This window comes from Pseudomonas sp. TE3-3-F2023, from assembly GCF_036784815.1.
GTDB lineage: Bacteria > Pseudomonadota > Gammaproteobacteria > Pseudomonadales > Pseudomonadaceae > Aquipseudomonas > Aquipseudomonas pudica.
The window spans coordinates 5,151,506-5,173,656 of the sequence record NZ_CP145113.1 but is presented as its reverse complement, the minus strand read 5'-3'; the positions used below and the strand labels follow the sequence as shown (position 1 = coordinate 5,173,656).

General features: G+C 62.8%; 22 protein-coding genes and 1 tRNA gene. 18 read left to right on the top strand and 5 right to left on the bottom strand.

Annotated elements, in window-relative coordinates; translation table 11 throughout:
• Nucleotides 1-109: 109 nt before the first annotated feature.
• The 14 genes from V3314_RS23745 to V3314_RS23680 all read left to right on the top strand — a co-directional run bounded on the left by V3314_RS23745 (nt 110) and on the right by V3314_RS23680 (nt 10,477).
• Entirely contained in the window at nt 110-856 is a 747-nt protein-coding gene (locus V3314_RS23745) for a YebC/PmpR family DNA-binding transcriptional regulator (protein WP_108480109.1), read from the top strand.
• A 185-nt stretch (nt 857-1,041) separates the two neighbouring features.
• Nucleotides 1,042-1,566, top strand: coding sequence for a crossover junction endodeoxyribonuclease RuvC (gene ruvC, locus V3314_RS23740; protein WP_004375291.1), 525 nt, complete (start codon nt 1,042-1,044; stop codon nt 1,564-1,566).
• A gap of 109 nt (nt 1,567-1,675) precedes the next feature.
• Nucleotides 1,676-2,293, top strand: coding sequence for a Holliday junction branch migration protein RuvA (gene ruvA / locus V3314_RS23735; protein WP_015271473.1), 618 nt, complete (start codon nt 1,676-1,678; stop codon nt 2,291-2,293).
• Nucleotides 2,290-3,336: a Holliday junction branch migration DNA helicase RuvB gene (ruvB, locus tag V3314_RS23730; protein WP_108480111.1), complete on the top strand. Its 1,047-nt coding sequence runs from the start codon at nt 2,290-2,292 to the stop codon at nt 3,334-3,336. The genes ruvA and ruvB overlap by 4 nt, the downstream gene beginning before the upstream one ends.
• 125 nt (nt 3,337-3,461) lie before the next feature.
• On the top strand, nt 3,462-3,914 hold the full coding sequence (gene ybgC, locus V3314_RS23725; protein ID WP_015271472.1) for a tol-pal system-associated acyl-CoA thioesterase: 453 nt from the start codon (nt 3,462-3,464) through the stop codon (nt 3,912-3,914).
• A gap of 2 nt (nt 3,915-3,916) precedes the next feature.
• Complete coding sequence (gene tolQ, locus V3314_RS23720) at nt 3,917-4,612, top strand: protein TolQ (RefSeq protein ID WP_015271471.1); 696 nt, start codon at nt 3,917-3,919, stop codon at nt 4,610-4,612.
• A 14-nt stretch (nt 4,613-4,626) separates the two neighbouring features.
• A complete protein-coding gene (gene tolR / locus V3314_RS23715) occupies nt 4,627-5,079 on the top strand; it encodes a protein TolR (RefSeq protein WP_003254760.1) in 453 nt (150 codons plus the stop codon).
• Nucleotides 5,079-6,176 carry a cell envelope integrity protein TolA gene (gene tolA / locus V3314_RS23710; RefSeq protein WP_046617158.1) on the top strand — a complete coding sequence of 366 codons (1,098 nt, stop codon included), beginning with the start codon at nt 5,079-5,081 and terminating at the stop codon, nt 6,174-6,176. Before tolR ends, tolA begins: the two co-directional genes overlap by 1 nt.
• Before the next feature lie 26 nt (nt 6,177-6,202).
• Nucleotides 6,203-7,474, top strand: coding sequence for a Tol-Pal system beta propeller repeat protein TolB (gene tolB / locus V3314_RS23705; protein ID WP_046617157.1), 1,272 nt, complete (start codon nt 6,203-6,205; stop codon nt 7,472-7,474).
• A 53-nt stretch (nt 7,475-7,527) separates the two neighbouring features.
• Nucleotides 7,528-8,028: a peptidoglycan-associated lipoprotein Pal gene (gene pal, locus V3314_RS23700; protein WP_003254755.1), complete on the top strand. Its 501-nt coding sequence runs from the start codon at nt 7,528-7,530 to the stop codon at nt 8,026-8,028.
• 6 nt (nt 8,029-8,034) lie between these two features.
• Nucleotides 8,035-8,841 (top strand): tol-pal system protein YbgF, encoded by an 807-nt coding sequence (gene ybgF, locus V3314_RS23695; RefSeq protein ID WP_046617156.1) that lies wholly within the window; start codon nt 8,035-8,037, stop codon nt 8,839-8,841.
• 160 nt (nt 8,842-9,001) lie between these two features.
• Nucleotides 9,002-9,649, top strand: a complete 648-nt coding sequence (gene queE, locus V3314_RS23690) for a 7-carboxy-7-deazaguanine synthase QueE (RefSeq protein WP_015271468.1) — start codon at nt 9,002-9,004, stop codon at nt 9,647-9,649.
• 17 nt (nt 9,650-9,666) lie between these two features.
• Nucleotides 9,667-10,341 (top strand): 7-cyano-7-deazaguanine synthase QueC, encoded by a 675-nt coding sequence (gene queC, locus V3314_RS23685; RefSeq protein WP_046617155.1) that lies wholly within the window; start codon nt 9,667-9,669, stop codon nt 10,339-10,341.
• A 60-nt stretch (nt 10,342-10,401) separates the two neighbouring features.
• Nucleotides 10,402-10,477: transfer RNA gene (locus V3314_RS23680), tRNA-Lys, on the top strand.
• 177 nt (nt 10,478-10,654) lie between these two features.
• Here V3314_RS23680 and V3314_RS23675 read toward each other — a convergent pair.
• The 3 genes from V3314_RS23675 to V3314_RS23665 all read right to left on the bottom strand — a co-directional run bounded on the left by V3314_RS23675 (nt 10,655) and on the right by V3314_RS23665 (nt 15,252).
• A complete protein-coding gene (locus tag V3314_RS23675; protein ID WP_085600994.1) occupies nt 10,655-11,614 on the bottom strand; it encodes a cation transporter in 960 nt (319 codons plus the stop codon).
• A gap of 155 nt (nt 11,615-11,769) precedes the next feature.
• On the bottom strand, nt 11,770-13,833 hold the full coding sequence (mcpU, locus tag V3314_RS23670) for a methyl-accepting chemotaxis protein McpU (protein WP_085600995.1): 2,064 nt from the start codon (nt 13,831-13,833) through the stop codon (nt 11,770-11,772).
• 66 nt (nt 13,834-13,899) lie between these two features.
• Nucleotides 13,900-15,252 (bottom strand): APC family permease, encoded by a 1,353-nt coding sequence (locus V3314_RS23665; RefSeq protein WP_046617152.1) that lies wholly within the window; start codon nt 15,250-15,252, stop codon nt 13,900-13,902.
• Nucleotides 15,253-15,697: 445 nt separating this feature from the next.
• On the opposite strand from V3314_RS23665, the gene V3314_RS23660 reads away from it, so the two are divergent.
• Nucleotides 15,698-17,206: a YdgA family protein gene (locus V3314_RS23660; RefSeq protein WP_338459713.1), complete on the top strand. Its 1,509-nt coding sequence runs from the start codon at nt 15,698-15,700 to the stop codon at nt 17,204-17,206.
• Between the two features lie 297 nt (nt 17,207-17,503).
• A complete protein-coding gene (gene nadA / locus V3314_RS23655; protein WP_338459711.1) occupies nt 17,504-18,562 on the top strand; it encodes a quinolinate synthase NadA in 1,059 nt (352 codons plus the stop codon).
• Nucleotides 18,563-18,671: 109 nt separating this feature from the next.
• Here the strand turns inward: nadA and V3314_RS23650 are convergent, their stop codons facing one another.
• Nucleotides 18,672-20,108, bottom strand: a complete 1,437-nt coding sequence (locus tag V3314_RS23650) for a M48 family metalloprotease (RefSeq protein ID WP_338459709.1) — start codon at nt 20,106-20,108, stop codon at nt 18,672-18,674.
• Nucleotides 20,109-20,230: 122 nt separating this feature from the next.
• On the opposite strand from V3314_RS23650, the gene V3314_RS23645 reads away from it, so the two are divergent.
• Entirely contained in the window at nt 20,231-20,470 is a 240-nt protein-coding gene (locus V3314_RS23645) for a sulfurtransferase TusA family protein (protein ID WP_004375233.1), read from the top strand.
• Nucleotides 20,471-20,489: 19 nt separating this feature from the next.
• Complete coding sequence (locus tag V3314_RS23640) at nt 20,490-21,560, top strand: AI-2E family transporter (RefSeq protein WP_015271461.1); 1,071 nt, start codon at nt 20,490-20,492, stop codon at nt 21,558-21,560.
• A gap of 115 nt (nt 21,561-21,675) precedes the next feature.
• Here the strand turns inward: V3314_RS23640 and V3314_RS23635 are convergent, their stop codons facing one another.
• Complete coding sequence (locus V3314_RS23635; RefSeq protein ID WP_013973794.1) at nt 21,676-22,149, bottom strand: peroxiredoxin; 474 nt, start codon at nt 22,147-22,149, stop codon at nt 21,676-21,678.
• Nucleotides 22,150-22,151 lie beyond the last annotated feature (2 nt).

Genomic DNA, 22,151 nt, shown 5'->3' with positions numbered 1-22,151 from the left:
CCCCGGGCGCATCCACATGGATGCGCCTTTGCGTTTCGGCGCAGGCAATTTCCCGCCCCGCCCCTTACTGGGGCGGGGCTGTTTGTGATTCAAAGGATTCGGAGTCGTTATGGCTGGTCATTCCAAGTGGGCGAACATCAAGCACCGCAAAGAGCGCCAGGATGCCAAGAGAGGCAAGATCTTCACCAAGTGGATCCGCGAACTGACGGTCGCTGCTAAGCAGGGTGGTGCTGACCCGGCATCCAACCCGCGCCTGCGCCTGGCGCTGGACAAGGCACTGGGCGCCAACATGAGCCGCGACATCATCGATCGTGCCGTGGCCCGTGGTGCCGGCACCAACGAAAGCGACAACGTCGAAGAGCTCAGCTACGAAGGTTACGGCCCGGGTGGCGTGGCGATCATGGTCGAGGCCATGACCGACAACCGCAACCGTACCGCCGCTGCCGTGCGTCATGCCTTCACCAAGTGTGGTGGCAACCTGGGTACCGACGGTTCGGTGGCCTACCTGTTCGAGCGCAAGGGGCAGATCAGCTTTGCCCCGGGCGTTGAAGAAGATGCGCTGATGGAAGCGGCGATGGAAGCCGATGCCGATGACGTGGTGGCCAACGACGACGGCTCGTTCGACGTGTTCACCTCGTTCAACAGCTTCTATTCCGTGCGCAATGCGCTGGAAGAGGCGGGCTTCAAGGCCGCTGACGCGGAAATCGTCATGCAGCCGACCACCAGCGCCGAACTCGACCAGGAGGGTGCCGAAAAGGTGCTCAAGCTGATCGACATGCTCGAAGACCTCGATGACGTGCAGAACGTCTACTCCAATGCCCAGATTTCCGACGAGATCATGGAAAACCTCGGCTAAGGTATCCTGGCGATCCAGGCCAGTTCTTCAAGTTTGTCAGCGCCTGTACCGGCCCTTTCGCGGGTAAACCCGCTCCCACAGGTACTGCACCACATTCAGAGTCGGTGCAGTACCTGTGGGAGCGGGTTTACCCGCGAAAGGGCCGGTACAGTTTGCAGAGATGCATCAACTTTTCGACAGGCACTATGACTCTGATTCTTGGTATCGACCCCGGCTCGCGCATCACCGGCTATGGCGTGGTACGCCAGACCGCCCGTGGTTGCGAGTACGTGGCGTCGGGCTGCATTCGCACCGGCAGCGGCGAGCTGCACGAACGTTTGCAGATCGTTTTTCGTGGCGTGGGTGAAATCATCGCCCAGCACGGCCCGGTCACCATGGGCATCGAGCGGGTATTCATGGCCCGTAACGCCGATTCGGCGCTCAAGCTCGGCCAGGCCCGTGGTGCGGCCATCGTCGCCGCCGCCGAAGCCGGCCTGGAAATCGCCGAATACAGCGCCACCCAGGTCAAGCAGGCGGTAGCCGGTACTGGTGGGGCCAACAAGGAGCAGGTGATGATGATGGTCATGCACCTGCTGAAACTGACGCAGAAACCGCAGATCGACGCCTCCGACGCCCTGGCCATCGCCCTGTGCCACGCGCATACCCGCTCCAGCCTGGTGCCGCATGGCCTGGCCACGGCACGGCGACGCGGCGGGCGCTTGCGTCTGTAGGCGCTTCATGCGCTGATACACATTTTGTTCGGGTGATGCGTTCACCCGCTGCATTTGCTGATAGGGTTGAGCGGTCTTTGACCGGCTCCCCGAGAGGAAGGATTGGAACGTGATTGGACGTTTGCGCGGCACCCTGGCGGAAAAACAGCCGCCGCACCTGATTATCGACGTCAACGGCGTGGGTTATGAACTGGAAGTTCCCATGACCACGCTGTACCGTCTGCCCAAGGTGGGCGAACCCGTCACCGTGCACACCCACCTGGTGGTGCGCGAGGATGCTCACCTGCTCTACGGTTTTGCCGAAAAGCGCGAGCGCGAGCTGTTCCGCGAGCTCATCCGCCTGAATGGCGTAGGACCGAAGCTGGCCCTGGCGTTGATGTCCGGGCTGGAAGTGGACGAACTGGTGCGCTGCGTGCAGGCCCAGGACACCTCGGCCCTGGTGCGCGTGCCTGGTGTCGGCAAAAAAACCGCCGAACGCCTGCTGGTCGAGCTCAAGGATCGCTTCAAGGCTTGGGAAACTTCCCCGGCCATGTTCACCCTGGTCTCTGATGGGCCGCTGCCGGTCGCCAGTGCATCCACAGCCGAAGCCGATGCCGTCAGCGCCCTGGTTTCGCTGGGCTACAAGCCGCAGGAAGCCAGCAAGGCGATCGCCGCGATCAAGGACAAGGCCGGCCTGAGCAGTGAGGAACTGATCCGCCGCAGCCTGAAAGGGATGATTACCAAGTGATCGAAGCCGACCGTTTGATCGCCGCCAGTGGCCGCGACCGTGAAGAAGTCCAGGACCGTGCGATCCGCCCGCTGCGGCTGGACGAGTACATCGGCCAGCCGGTGGTGCGCGAGCAGATGGCGCTGTTCATCCAGGCCGCCCGTGGCCGCAGCGAGTCGCTCGACCACACGCTGATCTTCGGCCCACCCGGCCTGGGCAAGACTACCCTGGCCAACATCATCGCCCAGGAAATGGGCGTGTCGGTCAAGAGTACTTCGGGGCCGATCCTCGAGCGCCCGGGTGACCTCGCTGCGATGCTGACCAACCTCGAACCGCACGATGTGCTGTTCATCGACGAGATCCACCGGTTGTCACCGGTCGTCGAGGAGGTGCTGTACCCGGCGATGGAGGACTTCCAGCTCGACATCATGATCGGCGAAGGGCCAGCGGCCCGTTCGATCAAGCTCGACCTGCCGCCGTTCACCCTGGTTGGCGCCACCACCCGTGCCGGCATGCTCACCAACCCGCTGCGGGACCGTTTCGGTATCGTCCAGCGCCTGGAGTTCTACAGCGACAAGGACCTGGCCACCATCGTCAGCCGTTCGGCCGGCATCCTTGGCCTGGCCATCGAAGACCAGGGTGCCTATGAGATCGCCCGCCGGGCTCGTGGCACGCCACGTATCGCCAACCGCCTGCTGCGCCGCGTGCGCGACTACGCCGAAGTGCGCGGCAAGGGGCAGATCACCAAGGCCGTGGCCGACATGGCGCTCAACCTGCTGGACGTCGACGAGCGCGGTTTCGACCACTCCGACCGCCGCTTGCTGCTGACCATGATCGAGAAGTTCGACGGTGGCCCGGTCGGCGTGGACAACCTGGCCGCGGCCATCAGTGAAGAGCGCCACACCATCGAGGACGTGCTCGAACCGTACCTGATCCAGCAAGGCTACATCATGCGCACGCCGCGCGGCCGCGTGGTCACCCGGCATGCCTACCTGCACTTTGGCCTGAACGTACCCGGGCGCCTGGGGGAGGGTGGGGATTTTTCCGAAATGGGCGATGAGTGACAGATCGAAAACGGCTTTTCGTGGTCCTACCGCTGGCATGCCGAGGGTGCGCTGGCAATAAGACATTAATGAAGAAAAAACAGTTGCCACAGCGGATTGGCAAGCTGAGGAGTAAGCACTAGAGTATGCGCGCGCAAAATGGCCTGGAACCTTTCGCACACCGTTGTCGCGTCTATTACGAAGATACCGATGCCGGTGGCGTGGTGTATTACGTCAATTACCTGAAATTCATGGAGCGCGCGCGTACCGAGCGGCTGCGGCACCTGGGTTTTTCACAGGCGCAGCTGGCTGAAGACAACCTGCTGTTCGTGGTCCACTCCAGCGAAGCGCGCTATCACGCGCCGGCGCGGCTGGACGACGAGCTGCGGGTCACCGCGCAAGTACTTGAACTCAATCGCGCCAGCCTGCGCTTCGTGCAGCAGGTCTGGCGGGAAAAAGATGAAACGCTGCTCTGCGAAGGGCAGTTCCTGGTGGCCGCCGTGCGCGCCGACACTTTCAAACCCCGAGCCATACCCCCGGAGCTGCGTGACGCCTTTGCGGCGGACGGCTCGGGTACTCAATCGAATGCAGGAGAATAAGCGTGGAAGCTAACGTCGTCGACCATACCTCCATGTGGAGTCTGGTCAGCAATGCCAGCGTGTTGGTACAGCTGGTAATGCTGACCCTGGTGGCCGCCTCGGTCACCTCATGGGTCATGATCTTCCAGCGCAGCACCATGCTGCGCGCCGGTCGTCGTGCGCTGGATGCCTTCGAGGAGCGCTTCTGGTCGGGCATCGACCTGTCCAAGCTGTACCGCCAGGCAGGCAGCAACCCAGACCCGGATTCCGGTGTCGAGCAGGTCTTCCGTGCCGGCTTCAAGGAATTCTCGCGCCTGCGCCAGCAGCCGGGCGTCGACCCGGACGCGGTCATGGAGGGTGTTGCCCGTGCCATGCGCGTAGCCATCTCGCGCGAGGAAGAAAAGCTCGAGCAGAGCCTGCCATTCCTGGCCACCGTCGGTTCGACCAGCCCGTACATCGGCCTGTTCGGTACCGTATGGGGCATCATGAACTCCTTCCGCGGCCTGGCCAGCGCCCAGCAGGCCACCCTGGCCACGGTTGCCCCGGGTATCGCCGAAGCGCTGATCGCCACCGCCATCGGCCTGTTCGCGGCAATCCCGGCGGTTATCGCCTACAACCGCTTCTCTGCCCGCAGCGAAGTGCTGATCGGCCGTTACTACACCTTCGCCGACGAGTTCCAGGCGATCCTGCACCGCAAAGTGCACACCAGCGAAGAGTAATCAGGTAGAAGCCCATGGCCCGAGTTCGCCACAAACGCAAGCCCGTCGCCGAGATGAACGTGGTGCCCTACATCGACGTGATGCTGGTACTGCTGGTCATCTTCATGGTGACGGCGCCCATGCTCAACCAGGGCGTGAAGGTAGACCTGCCCAAGGTTTCCAGTGAAGCCTTGCCGCAGGACAACAACGTCCAGATCCTCACCATCTCCATCAAGGCCGACAAGACCTACTACTGGAACCTTGGCAGCGAAGTCGATACCGACAAGCAGATGGACAAGGCCATGACCTTGCCTGCCATGACCGACGCGGTAACCAAGATCATTGCCGCCGGCCGTGACCAGGGCAAGCAGACCCAGGTGTTCATTCGTGGCGACAAGGCTGTCGACTATGGCGCGGTCATGGGTGCCATGGGCGGGTTGCAGAAGGCCGGTGTCGGTAACGTTGGCCTGATTACCGAGGCGCCCTGATGCAACAGCGAGAGCCATCCGCCTCGGAAAGCTACTTCTGGCCCAGTATCTGGGCCATCGGCCTGCATGTGCTGGTGTTCGCCCTGCTGTTCGTCAGTTTTGCCATGACGCCTGAGCTGCCGCCATCCAAGCCGATCGTCCAGGCTACCCTGTACCAGCTCAAGTCCAAGAGCCAGGCGACCACCCAGACCAATCAGAAGATTGCCGGGGAAGCGAAGAAAACCGCTTCGCGCCAGACCGAGGTCGAGCAGCTGGAACAGAAGAAGGTCGAGCAGGAGGCCGTGAAGGCCGCGGAACAAAAGAAAGCCGACGCCGCTCAAAAGGCCGAAGAGGCTCGCGAGGCCGCCGAAGCCAAGAAAGCCGAGGCAGCTGCCGAAGCCGCAGAGGCCAAGAAAGCAGCAGAAGCCAAGAAGGCCGAAGAGGCGAAGAAGGCTGCCGAGAAGCAGCAGGCCGACATCGCCAAGAAGAAGGCCGAGGAAGAAAAGAAAAAAGCCGAGGAAGAGGCCAAGAAAGAGGCCGCTGAAGAGGCGAAGAAAAAAGCCGCCGAGGACGCCAAGAAAAAGGCGGCCGAAGAGGCCAAGAAGAAAGCAGCCGAGGACGCCAAGAAGAAAGCGGCGGCCGAGGAAGCGAAGAAGAAGGCAGCTGAAGAGGCCAAGAAAAAGGCCGCTGCAGATGCCCAGAAGAAAAAGGCACAGGAAGCGGCCCGCAAGGCGGCGGAAGACAAGAAAGCCCAGGCCCTGGCCGAGCTGTTGTCCGATACCACCGAACGGCAGCAGGCGCTGGCCGACGAGCAGGGTGACCAGGTGGCCGGCGACTTCGACGACCTGATCCGCATGCGCGCGGCCGAGGGCTGGGCACGTCCGCCTTCCGCGCGCAAGGGCATGACGGTGGTCCTGCAGATCAACATGTTGCCGGACGGTACCATCACCAGCGTCAGCGTGGCCCGGTCCAGTGGTGACGGCCCGTACGACAGCTCGGCGGTGGCAGCAGTGAAGAACATCGGTCGACTGACCGAGATGCAGGGTATGAAGCCGAGCGATTTCAACCAATATCGTTCGTTCAAGATGACATTTACACCTGAGGATCTAGCGTTGTGATTAAACGTCTGAGAGGACTGCTGGTCATGCTGTGCTGCGTGGCAGGCATGGCCGTGGCAGAGGAAAAGAACATCCTGGTCACCAGCGGCAGCGACCGGGCCACGCCCATCGCGGTAGTGCCGTTCGGTCTGCAGGGCGGCAGCGTGCTGCCGGAAGACATGGCCGACATCATCGGCAACGACCTGCGCAACTCCGGCTACTACTCGCCGATTCCGCGGCAGAACATGATCAGCCAGCCGTCGCAGGCCAGCGAAGTGATCTTCCGTGACTGGAAAGCGCTGGGCGCACAGTACGTGATGGTCGGCAGCATCGTGCCGTCCGGCGGTCGCCTGCAGGTCCAGTACGCACTGTTCAACGTCGCCACCGAGCAGCAAGTGCTCACCGGTAGCGTCGCGGGCAGCGTCGACCAGCTGCGCGACATGGCGCACTACATCGCCGACCAGTCGTTCGAGAAGCTCACCGGCATCAAGGGTGCGTTCTCCACCCGCATGCTGTACGTGACGGCCGAGCGCTTCTCCACCAACAACACCCGCTATACCCTGCAGCGTTCGGACTACGACGGTGCACGTGCGGTTACCCTGCTGCAATCGCGCGAGCCCATCCTGTCGCCGCGCTTTGCTCCGGATGGCAAGCGCATCGCCTATGTTTCGTTCGAGCAGAAGCGCCCGCGCATCTTCGTCCAGCACATCGATACCGGTCGCCGCGAGCAGGTCACCAACTTCGAAGGCCTGAACGGTGCGCCAGCCTGGTCGCCGGACGGCACGCGCCTGGCGTTCGTGCTGTCGAAGGACGGCAACCCGGACATCTACGTTATGAACGTGGCTTCGCGCCAGATCAGCCGTGTCACTGCCGGCCCGGGCATCAACACCGAGCCGTTCTGGGGCAAGGATGGCAACACCCTGTACTTCACCTCCGACCGCGGCGGCAAGCCACAGATCTACAAGCAGTCGGTCAGTGGCGGTGGTGCCGAGCGTGTAACTTTCGTGGGTAACTACAACGCCAACCCGAAACTGTCGGCGGACGAAAAGACCCTGGTGATGATCCATCGCCAGCAGGGCTTCACCAACTTCAAAGTTGCAGCCCAGGATTTGCAGCGCGGAAGTGTAAAGATTCTCTCGGAAACGAGTCTTGATGAGTCACCCACTGTTGCGCCAAACGGCACCATGCTAATCTACGCCACCCGCCAGCAGGGCCGGGGAGTCTTGATGCTCGTGTCGCTTAATGGCCGCGTGAGGCTCCCACTTCCTACCGCTCAAGGCGAAGTCAGAGAACCGTCCTGGTCCCCTTACCTGAACTGATTGCGGCGTAATACTTTTGCTTAACACACTGGGGTTTCATTAGGAGTTTCACGATGGAAATGCTGAAGTTTGGTAAATTTGCTGCGCTGGCTCTGGCCATGGCCGTAGCTGTAGGTTGCTCCTCGAAGGGCGGTGACAACGCAGGCGAAGGCGCTGCTGTAGATCCGAACGCTGGCTACGGTGCCAACACTGGCGCTGTTGACGGCTCCCTGAGCGAAGAAGCTGCCCTGCGCGCAATCACCACCTTCTACTTCGAATACGACAGCTCGGACCTGAAGCCAGAAGCCATGCGCGCTCTGGACGTTCACGCCAAGGACCTGAAAGCCAACGGCAACCGCGTTGTTCTGGAAGGCAACACCGACGAGCGCGGCACCCGCGAGTACAACATGGCTCTGGGTGAGCGTCGTGCCAAGGCCGTTCAGCGCTACCTGGTTCTGCAGGGCGTTTCCCCTGCTCAGCTGGAACTGGTCTCCTACGGTGAAGAGCGTCCGGTTGCCACTGGCAACGACGAGCAGTCCTGGGCTCAGAACCGTCGCGTAGAACTGCGTAAGTAAGTTCTCATGCGTATGTGCCGCCGTGTAGTAACCGTCCTCGCACTCAGCCTGCCGCTCGCGGCCTGGGCTGAGGTCCCTGTAGTTGATGACAACGCAGGCAGTTATCCGCCTGCGGGTTATGGCACGAGCGGCGCCTATGCCGGGTCAGGGGCTTCGGCCCCTGCCTCTGCACAGGGCCAGCTGTTCATGCAGCTGCAACAGATGCAGGATCAGCTTTCCCGCCAGCAAGGCATCATCGAAGAGCTGCAGAACGATGTGTCGCGCATGAAGCAGGAAAACCTGGAGCGTTACCAGGACCTGGACCGTCGCATCAACAGTGGCGCCGCGCCTGCCGCGACCCCTGACAATTCCTCCGGTGGTGGTGCCTCCAATGCCGCCCCCGATGCAGCAGCAGGTGCTGCTGCGCAACAACCGGCCGCCAGTAGCGAGCCGGGTGATCCGGCGAAAGAAAAGCTCTACTACGATGCCGCTTTCGACCTGATCAAGCAGAAAGACTTCGACAAGGCCAGCCAGGCGTTCAGCGCCTTCCTGCGCAAGTACCCCAACAGCCAGTACGCCGGCAATGCCCAGTACTGGTTGGGTGAAGTTAACCTGGCCAAGGGCGACCTGCCTGCTGCCAGCCAGGCGTTCGCCCAGGTCAGTCAGAAGTATCCGAAGCACAGCAAGGTGCCGGACTCGCTGTACAAGCTGGCCGACGTCGAGCGCCGCATGGGCAACACCGACAAGGTCAAGGGTATCCTGCAGCAGGTCATTACCCAGTACCCTGGCACCTCGGCCGCGCAACTGGCCCAGCGTGACCTGCAGAAGCTCTAAGCCGTACCGTTTGAAAGAAACCCGCGCCTGTCGCGGGTTTTTTCGTTAGAATCACTGCCCTTTTTTCGTAAACACGCTGCTGCGGATAACGCTATGTCGAGTCCGCGACAGTGCCTGACGGAGGCGGACAGCCTGTTTAGCTGTCACGCCCGTGGCGAGCATGCAAGACACATTACGCATCACCGAAGTCTTTTACTCCTTGCAGGGTGAAACGCGAACGGCTGGGTTGCCCACGGTTTTCGTGCGCCTCACCGGTTGCCCCCTGCGCTGCCAGTACTGTGACAGTGCCTATGCCTTCAGTGGCGGTACCGTTCGCACCCTCGATTCGATCCTTGAGCAGGTCGCCGGCTTCAAGCCGCGCTACGTCTGTGTCACCGGTGGCGAGCCACTGGCCCAGCCCAACGCCTTGCCGCTGTTGCAGCGCCTGTGTGACGCCGGTTACGAGGTGTCGCTGGAAACCAGCGGTGCGCTGGATATTGCCGGCACCGACACCCGCGTCAGCCGCGTGGTCGACTTGAAGACCCCTGGCTCCGAAGAGTCGCACCGTAACCGCTACGAGAACATCGAACAGCTGACCCGCAACGACCAGGTCAAGTTCGTTATCTGTTCCCGCGAGGACTACGACTGGGCGGTCTCCAAGCTGATCCAGTACAACCTGGCAGAGCGTGCCGGCGAGGTGTTGTTCTCGCCCAGCCACCACCAGGTAAACGCCAGCGAGCTGGCGGACTGGATCGTCGCCGACAACCTGCCCGTACGCTTCCAGCTGCAGCTGCACAAGCTGCTGTGGAACGACGAACCCGGACGTTGATTGAGGAGCAAGCACAGATGACCGAAAAACGCGCAGTAATCCTGTTGTCCGGCGGCCTGGACTCGGCCACCGTGGTCGCCATGGCCAAGGCCGAAGGCTACAGCTGCTACACCATGAGTTTCGACTATGGCCAGCGCCACCGCGCGGAACTGAACGCCGCGGCCCGCGTTGCCCGCAACCTGGGTGTGGTCGAACACAAGGTGATTGGCCTGAACCTGGACGGCATCGGCGGCTCGGCATTGACCGACAGCAGCATCGACGTTCCGGAAACCCCGGGTGAAGGCATCCCGGTCACCTACGTGCCGGCGCGCAACACCGTATTCCTGTCCCTGGCCCTGGGCTGGGCAGAGGTGCTTGAAGCCCGTGACATCTTCATTGGTGTGAATGCCGTGGATTACTCCGGCTACCCCGATTGCCGCCCCGAGTTTGTCGAAGCCTTCGAGCGCATGGCCAACCTTGCGACCAAGGCCGGTGTCGAAGGGCAGGGCTTCCGTATACAGGCACCGCTGCAGAACATGAGCAAGGCGCAGATCGTGCAGGCCGGTATGGCTCGCGGCGTGGATTACAGCCTGACCGTTTCCTGCTACCAGGCCGATGATGACGGCCGTGCCTGCGGCAAATGCGACAGCTGCCGCCTGCGTGCCGACGGCTTCAAGGCCGCCGGAGTCGAAGACCCGACGCGATACTTTTGAAAAAAGTTTGATGGGGTGTTGATTTCCCGTTAGAAATCAGTATTATACGCGCCATCCAACGGGTCGTTAGCTCAGTTGGTAGAGCAGTTGGCTTTTAACCAATTGGTCGTAGGTTCGAATCCTACACGACCCACCATATGCAGTACGTCAAAGCCCGCTACCGGCAACGGTCGCGGGCTTTTTCGTTTTCGGCTGCTTGTACTGGCCCATCGCCGGCAAGCCAGCTCCCACAGGGCTTGCGCATGACTCGGGGCTGATGCGGTCGAGGTGGGGGCTGGCTTGCTGGCGAAAGAGGCGCAAAGCGCCCCCCAGCTTACTCAGCCCACTCCGGATCCCCTGTAAACACCACCGTCAGCCAACGGTCCGGCCCTTCACCGCCCACGGCATCACCGATCTCGTTGCGCCACGCATCCCATTCATCGATGGTTTTCGCGGCCATTGCCTTCGGCACGATGAAATACAGTTCGATCTCCCGCGAGCGCCCGACCTTGGCCACATAGGCGCGGTATGACTGCAGCCCGTGGCGAGCAACGAAGGCCTTGGCGACTTCATCCACGTGCAGCTTGAGGTCGCCTGGGGTCACCAGGAAAATTTCCGAAAGGGCCTGGCGCACCACCGACATCGGCAGTGGCACGATCACCAGGCAGACCAGCGCCAGCACCGCCGGGTCGATATACGGCGACACCCACTCCAGCGATGTACCCTGCACTGCATAGCCAAAGCAGAACGCGATCAGCAGCGCGGCGGTGATGCTGGCCGACATCACCCAGCCCTTGACGTCCATGCGCACGAAATCCGAGCCCAGCTTGCGGTTGGCGCGGGCCTCGACGATCGCGATGGTCACGCAGGCGATCACGGTCAGCACCGCGTAGACCATGGCGATGCCGAACTCCAGGTGACGCCCGCCTTGCAGCAGGCTGCTGACGGCGTTGATCAGCGCATAGATGGCCACGCCGCTGAGCAGGATGCCGTTGAGCGCCAGCACCATCGGCTCCAGGTGCCAGAAGCCCATGGTGAAGCGCTCTCGCAACTTGCGTGACATCTGCACGCTGGTGGTGTGCGCGGTAATCAGCCTGACCACCACCAGCGACAGCCCGCTCATGCTGGCATCGACCAGCGAATAGACGCCGTCGAACACGATGGAGAACGAGCCGGAGGCCAGGCCGAAGGCGATGCCGATGATGGCAATGAACAGGGTGACGGCGATCGAGGTGCGTAACAGGCCCTGTTCGCTGGTGATGTCGAAGAAGGTGGATCTGGTTGGGTTTTGCATAAATTGTGCTCTAGAAGAAACGATGATGCTGAATTGCCTGTCAGGGCCTCTTCGCGGGTGAACGCGCTCCCACAGGCTGGCGTCGCCTTCGAGATCGGCGCAAAACCCTGTGGGAGCGGGTTCACCCGCGAAGAAGGCGCACCGGCCCTGACAGGTTAGACGCGGAACTGCTCCATCAGCGCCTGCTGCTGGTTGGCCAGCCGGTTCAGGGCCTGGCTGATCCGCGCTGATTCATCGGCCTGGCCTGCCAGCGATTCGGTCACATCGCGAATGCCGGCAACATTGCGGTTTACTTCCTCGGCCACCGCGCTCTGCTCTTCAGCCGCCGAGGCAATCTGCAGGTTCATGTCGCTGATCACCGCCACTGCCTCGCCAATACGTTGTAGCGCCGGCAGCGCCTGTTCCATCCGCGCAGCGCTGTCCTGGGCCTGGCGCTGGCCTTCGTGCATGGCGCCCACCACATCCTGGGTGCCTTGCTGCAAGCCTTCGATGACCTGGCGAATTTCCTCCACCGACACCTGGGTACGTTGGGCCAGACCGCGCACTTCATCGGCCACCACGGCAAAACCACGCCCGGCTTCGCCTGCACGGGCGGCTTCGATGGCCGCGTTGAGCGCCAGCAGGTTGGTTTGCTCGGCAATAGTGCGGATCACTTCCAGCACCGAACCGATCTGCCCACTGCGGCCTTCCAGTGCGCGTGCTTCGTCCATGGCGCTGTTCATGCCGGCGGCCAGGCGGTCGATGCCCTGGCGGGTGCTGTCGATCAGTTGCAGGCCCTCGCGGCTGGCCTGGTCGGCAGCGCGTGCGGCCTGGGCCGCCTGCGAAGCGTTATGGGCGACATCAAGAGCGGTGGCGCTCATTTCATTGGCGGCGGTGGCCACCTGTTCGATTTCGCGGTGCTGTTGCTGCATGCCGCTGCTGGTCTGGCTGGCGATGGCTGCCGACTGGTCGGCGGTGCCTCGGGCTTCCTGCAGCGAGCCTTTGACCTGGGCTATGACCGGCTGCAGCTTGTCGAGAAAGCGGTTGAACCAACCGGTAAGCTGGCCCAGTTCGTCCTGGCGGGCGTAGTCCAGGCGGCGGGTGAGGTCGCCTTCGCCGCTGGCGATGTCTTCCAGGCGCGCGGCCACGGCCAGGATTGGCCGGGTCACGCCGCGCGCGGTCAGCCACACCAGCAGCAAACCGACTACCGCCGCGCCCAGGCCAACCAGCAGGCTGGTGAGGTTGGCGCTGTGGTTGTGCGCATCCAGGCGCTGGTTGAGGGCGACCGCAGGCGCCTGCAGTACGCTTTCCGGCAGTTCCAGCAATACCTGCCAAGGGGCGGCATCAGGGATTGGCGTGAACGGGTGGGCAACACGCAGCAGGCCGTCGGCTACCGCCTTGTCCATGGGCTCGCCGAGTTTGCTGTCGTCGCGGCTGTTGCCGGCCAGCAGGCCAGCCGCGCTGGCGATACTGACCTGGCCCTGGCCGTCGAACAGTTCCCGGCGGCCGTCCAGGCTCAGCTGCTGCAGGTTGGCCAGACCGATGTCCAGGCCGACCACGCCGACCACCTTGCCGTGCTCCAGCAGCGGCAGGGCGATGCTGGTCATCAGCACCTCGCGGCCATTCACTTCGTCGAGGTATGGCTCGAGCATGCAGGTTCTGGCGGTGTCCTGCGGACAGGTCAGCCAGCGGTTCTTCGCCACACCGTTGCTGCCGATGCTGGCGTCACCGAGCATCGATTCCGGCATGGCTTCAAGCTCCAGGGTTCCGGGGCGGGGTTGTGACCAGTACAGCGAGAAGCGCCCGCGCTCATTGCTGCCCATGGCATCCTGGCCGAGGTACTGGCTGTCCGGGTCCAGGGCGTTGGGCTGGAACACCAGGTACAGGCCGATCACATCCGGGTTGCCGGCCAGGCTGGCGCGGGCCTGGCGCGTCAGTTCGGCGCGCAGGTCGTTGCCGCCACGGGCCTTGAGCACCTGCACCAGGCGGGCAAAGCCATTGCCGTACTGGTAGGCGTCCATGAAATAGCGCTGGATGCGCAGGGCCTGGGTTTCGGCATGGGCCTGCAGGCGCAGGCGTGCGCTGCTGTCGAGCATTTCAGTGTTGGCCTGGTTGACCAATGCCGCACTGCGCCGCGCCTGGGCCAGCGATGTGGTTACCAGCAGGGCAACGATGGCCAGCAGGCACAGGCCGGCGAGGAGGGTGATCTTCCACTGGATGGAGAGGCGACGCAGCGGCATGAGGGCTTTCCTTTTCGATCAAATGCAACGCCCGCGATCAGGCGCGGGCGTTGTCGACAGCATGGGTCATTCAGCGATGTAGTTGGGTGGGGAGTCCCTGAAGGCTTTGGTCAGCCAGGCCAGGTACAGCAGGCCGAGCAGTGCCCAGACACCACCGAACAGCAGCGAGTGGGCGTTCAGGTCCAGCCACAGCGAGACGATTATGCAGAAGCCGATGGTGGGCGCCACCAGGTACGTCAACTGGTTGGCCAGGCCCTGGCGCCTGCCTTCGCGCAGGTAACAGTGGTTGATCACCGACAGGTTGACGAAGCTGAACGCGACCAGCGCACCGAAGTTGATGATCGAGGTGGCGGTGACCAGGTCGAAGAAGATCGCCGACAGCGAAATCAGGCCCACCACCGCGATGTTCAACACCGGCGTCTTGTAGCGCGAGTGCAGCCGGGCGAACAGGCTGGCCGGGATCACGTTGTCGCGGCCCATCACGTAAAGCAGGCGCGACACGCTGGTCTGTGAGGCCAGGCCCGAGGCGATGGTGTTGATCACGGTGCAGGCGATGAAGATCGACTGGAACAGCTTGCCGCCGACGTACAGGGCGATTTCCGGCAGTGCCGCTTCCTGGTCGTGGAAGCGGGACATGGTCGGGAAGTAAGCCTGGATGAAGTACGACACGGTGATGAACACCAGGCCGCCAATCAGGGCGGTGAGGAAGATCGCGCGAGGGATGGTCTTGCCCGGGTCGCGGGTCTCTTCGGACAGGCAGGTGACCGCGTCGAAGCCGAGGAACGAGAAGCACAGGATGGTCGCACCGGCGGCCAGGGCGCTGAGCTGGGTCTGGTCGTCGGCGAACGGCAGCAGGCTCCAGGCGGTACCCAGCCCTTCACCCTGGTCCAGGCCGCGCACGCACAGGTAGATGAACACGGCGATGATCGCCACCTGCACGGCCACGAACAGCAGGTTGAAGTGCGCCACCAGGTTCACGCTGCGCATGTTGATCAGGCTGATCAGGGTGACGAAGCCGGCCACCCACATCCATTCCGGTACTTCCGGGAACATGGCCGAAAGGTACAGCTTGGCCAGCAAGGCGTTGACCATTGGCAGCAGCAGGTAGTCGAGCAACGACGACCAGCCGACCAGGAAGCCGACGTGCGGGTTGATCGCGCGCTGGGTGTAGGTGTAGGCCGAGCCCGACTGTGGGAAGCGCCTTACCAAGGTGCCGTAGCTCACGGCGGTGAACAGGATCCCGGCCAGCGCCAGGATGTAGGCGCTGGGTACGTGGCCGGCAGTAATCCCGGAAACGATGCCGAAGGTGTCGAACACGGTCATCGGGGTGAGGTAGGCCAGGCCGATGATGATCACGTGCCAGAGGCGCAGGGTTTTACGGAGTTGGCCGTTGCCGGAAGCGCTGTGGTCAGGCTGCATGCTGGCATGGCTCCTGCGGCTGGGCGTAAACGGCGGGCACGGTGTACTGCGCATGCGGCAAGGGCGAGCGGGTGGGCTCCATGTTGTTCACCTTTATTGTTGGAGCAGCGGGGACGCGGGGGAGCGCGCAAAGTGGTGAAAATAAAAAACGATGGGTAGCTTAGTGTCAAGTTAAACATGACAAGATGTTGCTGGACTGAAATATTTATCGATTAAAGTGGGGTTTTGTTCGGTTTTTGCGCGTTTTTTTGCGGTTATGATCAATTTTGGTGTTCGCAAAAATTAACGAAGGCCGGTCGCACTTGGAAGGTATGTCAGGCGTTTCCCAAAAACGGGAATTGTCGAGACTGGCCAGCGCCAGGGCTGGGCTGCAGTGGTACTCTTGGCGTCCTGTGTGGCCCTTGGCCGCCTACGAAGCCCATATGGACAGCAATCGGTTCTATTCATGAAGAAATCAGTTGGCACCCTTTCCGGCCTGGCTATCGCCATCGCCGTCGTAACCACCGCTGGCGCCTGGTACACCGGCAAGCAGCTGCCTGCGGAGCTGGACAACGCCCTGGTCCGCAGCAACGCAGAACTCAAGAAGGCCCTGGTGAGTACTGGTGGCAGCATGAGCATCGAACGGGTGTCGCTGGAGCAGCATTTCTTCAGCAGTACCGCCCAGTACCGGCTCAAGGCCCGCGATATCAACCTGGGCGAAGGCGAAGTTGTGAATTTCGACGTGGGCGTTACCGACCAGATCGAGCACGGCCCGTTCCCCTGGTCGCGGGTAAAGGCGCTTAAGCTGATGCCGGTGCTGGCAGTCAGCAACAGCACGCTGCAGAAGGACGACGCCACCGCACCGTGGTTTGCCGCAGCGGGCGAGCAGGCCCCGGTCAGTGCCCAGACCAGCCTGGGCTACGATGGCAATGTTGTCAGCCAGGTCCAGCTGGCGCCAGTCAAGCTCGACGAAGCGGACGGCAACAGCCTCGACTTCTCGGGCATGCAACTGCAAGTCAGTGGTGATCAGGAAGGCAAGGCCTCGAGCTTCCACGGCCAGGCCGATCGGTTCGTGATGAAACTGGTACGCGATGACCAGCCGCCTGCCACTTTCGAGCTCAACGGACTTAAGGTCGGCGGCCAGCTGGCGGCCACCGCGCACGAGGCCATCTATGTAGGCAATGTCGACCTGGCGCTGGCCGAAACCAAGGTCACTCTGGGGCCGAAACAGCAGGTGCTGGTGGTCAAGGGGCTGGAGCAGAACGCCCTGCAAGCCCTTGAGGGCCCGGATACCGTGGGTGGCCGCGTGGAGTACAAGGTCGGGGATATCACCTGGGATGGCCGTGCGGTGGGCAAGGCGCAGATGGCAGTGAGCATCACGTCGGTCAACGCGCCGGCGCTACAGGCGCTGTCGACGTGGTACCAGGCGCACCTGCCGGAATTCGAGGCCGCAGCTGCTGCTGGCCAGCCGGTGCCGGAAATCCAGATGGACGATGATGAGAAGGCCAGGTTCCAGGGCGAGCTGCAGAAGTTGCTGGCTGCCAAGCCCCGGGTGGCAGTGGAAAACCTGTCGTTCAGGACCGCCAATGGCGAAAGCCGCTTTGACCTGTCGATGGGCTTCGCCGCCCCGGCCAGCTTCGACCTGCCGCCTGATCAATTGAGCAAGCAACTGATCACCGAGGTGAAGAGCAAGCTGTCGTTGTCCAAGCCTATGATCGGCGACCTGGCAACCTTGCAGGCACTGCTGGATGGCCAGACCGACGCCCAAGCCATTGCCATGCAATCGAGCCAGGCCGGGGAAATGGTCGGCATGATGGCGCTGCAGAGTGGCATGGCCACCGTGCAGGGCAACGATGTGGTAAGCAGCCTGCACTATGCCGATGGCATGGTCGACTTCAACGGCAAGAAGATGACCGTGGAAGAGTTCGCGATGCTCATGGCGGCGCAGCTGGCGGCCCTTTCGCCGCAGGGCTGATCGGCGAAGCCTGTACCGGCCCTATCGCCGGCAAGCCGGCTCCCACAGGATTATTGTTGCCAGCAACATTTGTGCAATCCCTGTGGGAGCTGGCTTGCCGGCGATAGGGCCAGCACAGGCAACACAAAAACCACTTTAGAATTCGCTGGATTGTCTGTAGCCTTCGGCCTCCGATAATAATCCGCGCCCGCAGAGGGCCGTGGCGGCCTTCGTGCCGTCCGGCACCCTTAGCCGATCTGTCAGGGCCGGGTGATACACTCGATTCGACGCGCGCACGCGCCTGCAGGTCCAGCGATCATGACCCAGATTTCCGAACGCCTGTTGGTTCAGGCCCACCTCGACGCCAAGCAGCCCAACCCGCTGACAGCCGAGCAGGAGGCCGAATACCGTGCGGCCATCGCTGCCGAGCTCAAGGCCCAGAACGCCGTGCTGGTCGCCCACTATTACTGCGACCCGGTCATCCAGGCGCTGGCCGAAGAAACCGGCGGCTGCGTGTCCGACTCGCTGGAAATGGCCCGCTTCGGCAAAAACCACCCGGCCGAAACCGTGATCGTCGCCGGTGTGCGCTTCATGGGCGAGACGGCGAAAATCCTCACCCCGGAAAAGCGCGTGCTGATGCCGACCCTGGAAGCTACCTGCTCGCTCGACCTGGGTTGCCCGGTAGAAGAGTTTTCGGCCTTCTGCGACCAGCATCCCGAACGTACCGTGGTGGTCTACGCCAACACTTCCGCTGCCGTGAAGGCCCGTGCCGACTGGGTGGTGACCTCGAGCTGCGCGCTGGAAATCGTCGAAAGCCTGATGGACAACGGCGAGACCATCGTCTGGGGCCCGGACCAGCACCTGGGGCGTTACATCCAGAAGCAAACCGGTGCCGACATGCTGCTGTGGGACGGTGCCTGCATCGTTCACGAAGAGTTCAAGTCGCGCCAGTTGGCCGACATGAAGGCGCTGTACCCGGATGCGGCGATTCTGGTGCACCCCGAGTCGCCGGAAGCGGTGATCGAGCTGGCCGATGCGGTGGGCTCCACCAGCCAGCTGATCAAGGCTGCCCAGACCCTGCCGAACAAGACCTTCATCGTCGCCACCGACCGCGGCATCTTCTACAAGATGCAGCAGCTGTGCCCGGACAAGGAGTTCGTCGAAGCCCCCACCGCCGGTAATGGCGCGGCGTGCCGCAGCTGCGCGCATTGCCCGTGGATGGCGATGAATACCCTGGAGCGGGTGCTGGATTGCCTGCGTCATGGCACGAACGAGATCTTCGTCGACCCGGCGCTGGTGCCGAAGGCAATCAAGCCGCTGAACCGGATGCTGGACTTTACCCAGGCAGCGCGCCTGAAGTTGTCCGGTAACGCCTGACGCCAGACCGCGTCGCTTTCTTCGCGGGTAAACCCGCTCCCACAGGGACAGCACAGCGCTCACGGGCGGTGCGGTCCCTGTGGGAGCGGGTTTACCCGCGAAAGGGCCGTCAACGCCCCATCATTTCCTGAACCATGCGCTGTTGCTCTATGATCTCGCGCTGGCGCTGGTCAATCTGTGCTGCCAACGGGAAGTTCCCACCCGACCGGCGCTTGGCGTAATCCAGCTGCTGGATCGCCTGGTCGAAATCGCCCACCAGGGTGAAGTACTCGGCCCGCGCCCGGTGCAAGCCAATGGTATTGCCCGAAAGCCCCCGCACTTCGGCCATGTCGTACCACACGTCCGGGTCATCCGGCCGGCTCTTCACCAGTTCGTTCAGCACCTTTTCCGCCTCGGCGGGCTTGTTCAGCTTCACCAGCAGATCGGCACGCACCTGCTTCAGCGGGTAGTTGCCCGGGTACAACCCCTGCATGCGTTCGGCGCGCTGCTGCGCGTCGGCCAGGCGGTTGTTGGTGATGTCCAGGTCGATCTGCGCCAGGTTGTAAGTAATGTCGTTGGGCGCCTTGGCCAGCAGCGGCTTGAGCAGTTCGCGCGCCTCGTTCAGCTGGCCGCCCTTGATCTGCGCCAGGGCCAGGCCGTAACGCGCGGCGTCCAGCTTGGGGTCTTCGTCCAGCTGGGCGCGGAAGCGTTTGGCCGCCAGCCCAGGGGTGCCTTCGTAGGTCAGCGCCACCCGGGCACGGATCAGCTGGTAGCGCATGCTGTCCTCGACGCCGCCCTTGGGAGCCTGCTCGGCGCGGTTGCGGGTGTCGGCGATACGCGACTCGGTTACCGGGTGGGTCAGCAGGAACTCCGGCGGCTTGGCGTCGTAGCGGTACTGCCGGGCCAGGCGCTCGAACATGGTCGGCATGTTGCGCGGGTCGTAGCCGGCCTTTTCCAGGTTCTGGATGCCGATGCGGTCGGCTTCCTGTTCGTTCTGCCGCGAGAAGCGCCGCTGTTCCTGGATCGCTGCCGCCTGGGTACCGGCGATCACACCGATACCGGCATCACCGCCGCCACCGGCCGCCAGCACGATACCGGCCAGCAGCGCCGCCATCATCGGCAACTGCATGCGCTGCTGGGCCTCGACGCCGCGGGCGAAGTGGCGCTGCGACAAGTGCGCCAGTTCGTGGGCCAGTACCGAGGCGTACTCGCCTTCGGTCTGGGCGTTGAGGAACAGCCCGCCGTTGACCCCCACGATACCGCCCGGGGCCGCAAAGGCATTGAGCTCGCGGCTATCGATGAGGATGAATTCCAGGCGGCGGTCCTGCAGTTGGCTGGTTTCGGCCAGGCGGTACACGCTGGTTTCGACGTAGTCCTTCAGCTGCGGGTCGTTGAGCTGGTTGACCTGGCCGCGCAGCAGGCTCAGCCAGGCACGGCCGAGCTGGTGCTCCTGCTGTGGCGAGACGATCGCGGAACTGGCGTCGCCCAGTGATGGCAGGTCGTCAGCATGGCCGGGAAGGGCCAACAGGCAGGCCAGCGTCAGCAGGGTAGGGCGCAGTAGATTCATGCATGAAGCTCGCGTCGGTCAAAGATACCTACTGTAGCGGGCTCACACGTTGGCGACCAGTGGCGCTATCCTAGCCGGCCAAATCCAGATACCGCCTGGCAATACCGTTGGAGAGCCCCGCAATGAGTGAAACCCTGACTTGTGACGCCGAACTGGACGCCAGCGGGCTGAATTGCCCTTTACCGCTGCTGAAGGCCAAGATGGAGCTCAACCGCCTGGCCAGCGGCGCGGTGCTCAAGGTAATCGCCACCGACGCCGGCTCCCAGCGTGACTTCCGCACTTTCGCCCAGTTGGCAGGTCATACCCTGCTGCGGGAAACGGCCGAGGCCGGCACCTACACTTACTGGCTGCGCAAGGCCTGAGTCTTTCCAAGGATCGTCAATGTTCAAAGTGCTTCGCGACTGGATGCAGCGCTACTTCTCCGATGAGGAAGCGGTGGTGCTGGCGGTCCTGCTGTTCCTTGCTTTTACCGCGGTACTCACCCTGGGTGGCATGCTTGCGCCGGTGCTGGCGGGCATGGTGCTGGCGTTTCTGATGCAAGGGTTGGTCAATGCCCTGGAGCGCTTGCGGGTACCCACCCGATTGGCGGTGATGCTGGTGTTCGCCCTGTTCATGGGCGCGCTGGCGGTGTTCATGCTGGTGCTGGTGCCGCTGCTGTGGCACCAGCTGATCACCCTGTTCAACGAACTGCCGGGCATGCTCGGCAAGTGGCAGTCGCTGTTGTTGCTGTTGCCCGAGCGCTACCCGCACCTGGTGTCGGACGAGCAGGTGCTGCATGCCATCGAGTCGGTGCGCGGGGAGATCGGCAAGTTCGGCCAGTGGGCGCTCACCTTCTCGCTATCGAGCCTGCCGTTGCTGGTCAACGCCATGATCTACCTGGTACTGGTGCCGATCCTGGTATTTTTCTTTCTCAAGGACCGCGAACTGATCGGCCGTTGGGTCAGCGGCTACCTGCCACGCCAGCGCAGCCTGCTGAACCGGGTGGGCAGCGAGATGAACCGGCAGATCGCCAACTACATCCGCGGCAAGGGCATCGAGATCCTGATCTGCGGCATCGCCACCTATATCGCCTTCATCAGCCTGGGGCTCAACTACGCCGCGTTGCTGGCGCTGCTGGTAGGGCTGTCGGTGGTGGTGCCTTACGTGGGCGCGGTGGTGGTGACCGTGCCGGTGACGTTGATCGCACTGTTCCAGTGGGGCTGGGGTGACCAGTTCATCTACCTGATGACGGTGTACGCGATCATCCAGGCGCTGGACGGCAACGTGCTGGTGCCGCTGCTGTTCTCCGAGGCGGTGAGCCTGCACCCGGTGGCGATCATCTGCGCGGTGTTGCTGTTTGGCGGGTTGTGGGGGTTTTGGGGGATCTTCTTTGCCATCCCGCTGGCGACGCTGATCAAGGCTGTGCTGGATGCCTGGCCGCGGCAGGAGCCTAGTGTGTCACCGATGCTGTAATTTTGGGGCTGCTTTGCCGCCCATCGCGACACAAGGCCGCTCCTGCAGGGATACGCGATTTCCTGTAGGAGCGGCCTTGTGTCGCGAAAGGGGCGCAAAGCGCCCCCCAACGATCTCAAGCCTTGTTCAGGGCCTGGGCAGCAGCCAGTACTGCATCCACATGCCCGGGCACCTTCACCCCGCGCCATTCCTGGCGCAGTACACCGTCCTTGTCGATCAGGAAGGTGCTGCGGTCAACGCCCATGTATTCCTTGCCATACAGCTTCTTCAGCTTGATCACGTCGAACAGCTGACACAGGGCTTCGTCCTTGTCGCTGATCAGCTCGAACGGGAAGCCTTGCTTGGCCTTGAAGTTTTCGTGCGACTTGATGCCATCGCGCGACACGCCGAACACCACGGTGTTGGCCGCGGCAAAGGCATCGTGCTGGTCACGGAAGCCCTGGCCTTCGGTGGTGCAGCCCGGGGTGCTGTCCTTCGGGTAGAAATACACCACCACCTGCCGGCCCTTGAGCTCGGCCAGGCTGACGGTCTGCCCGCTGGTAGCCTGGGCCTGGAAGTCGGCAACGGGTTGGTCGAGTGCTACAGCCATGG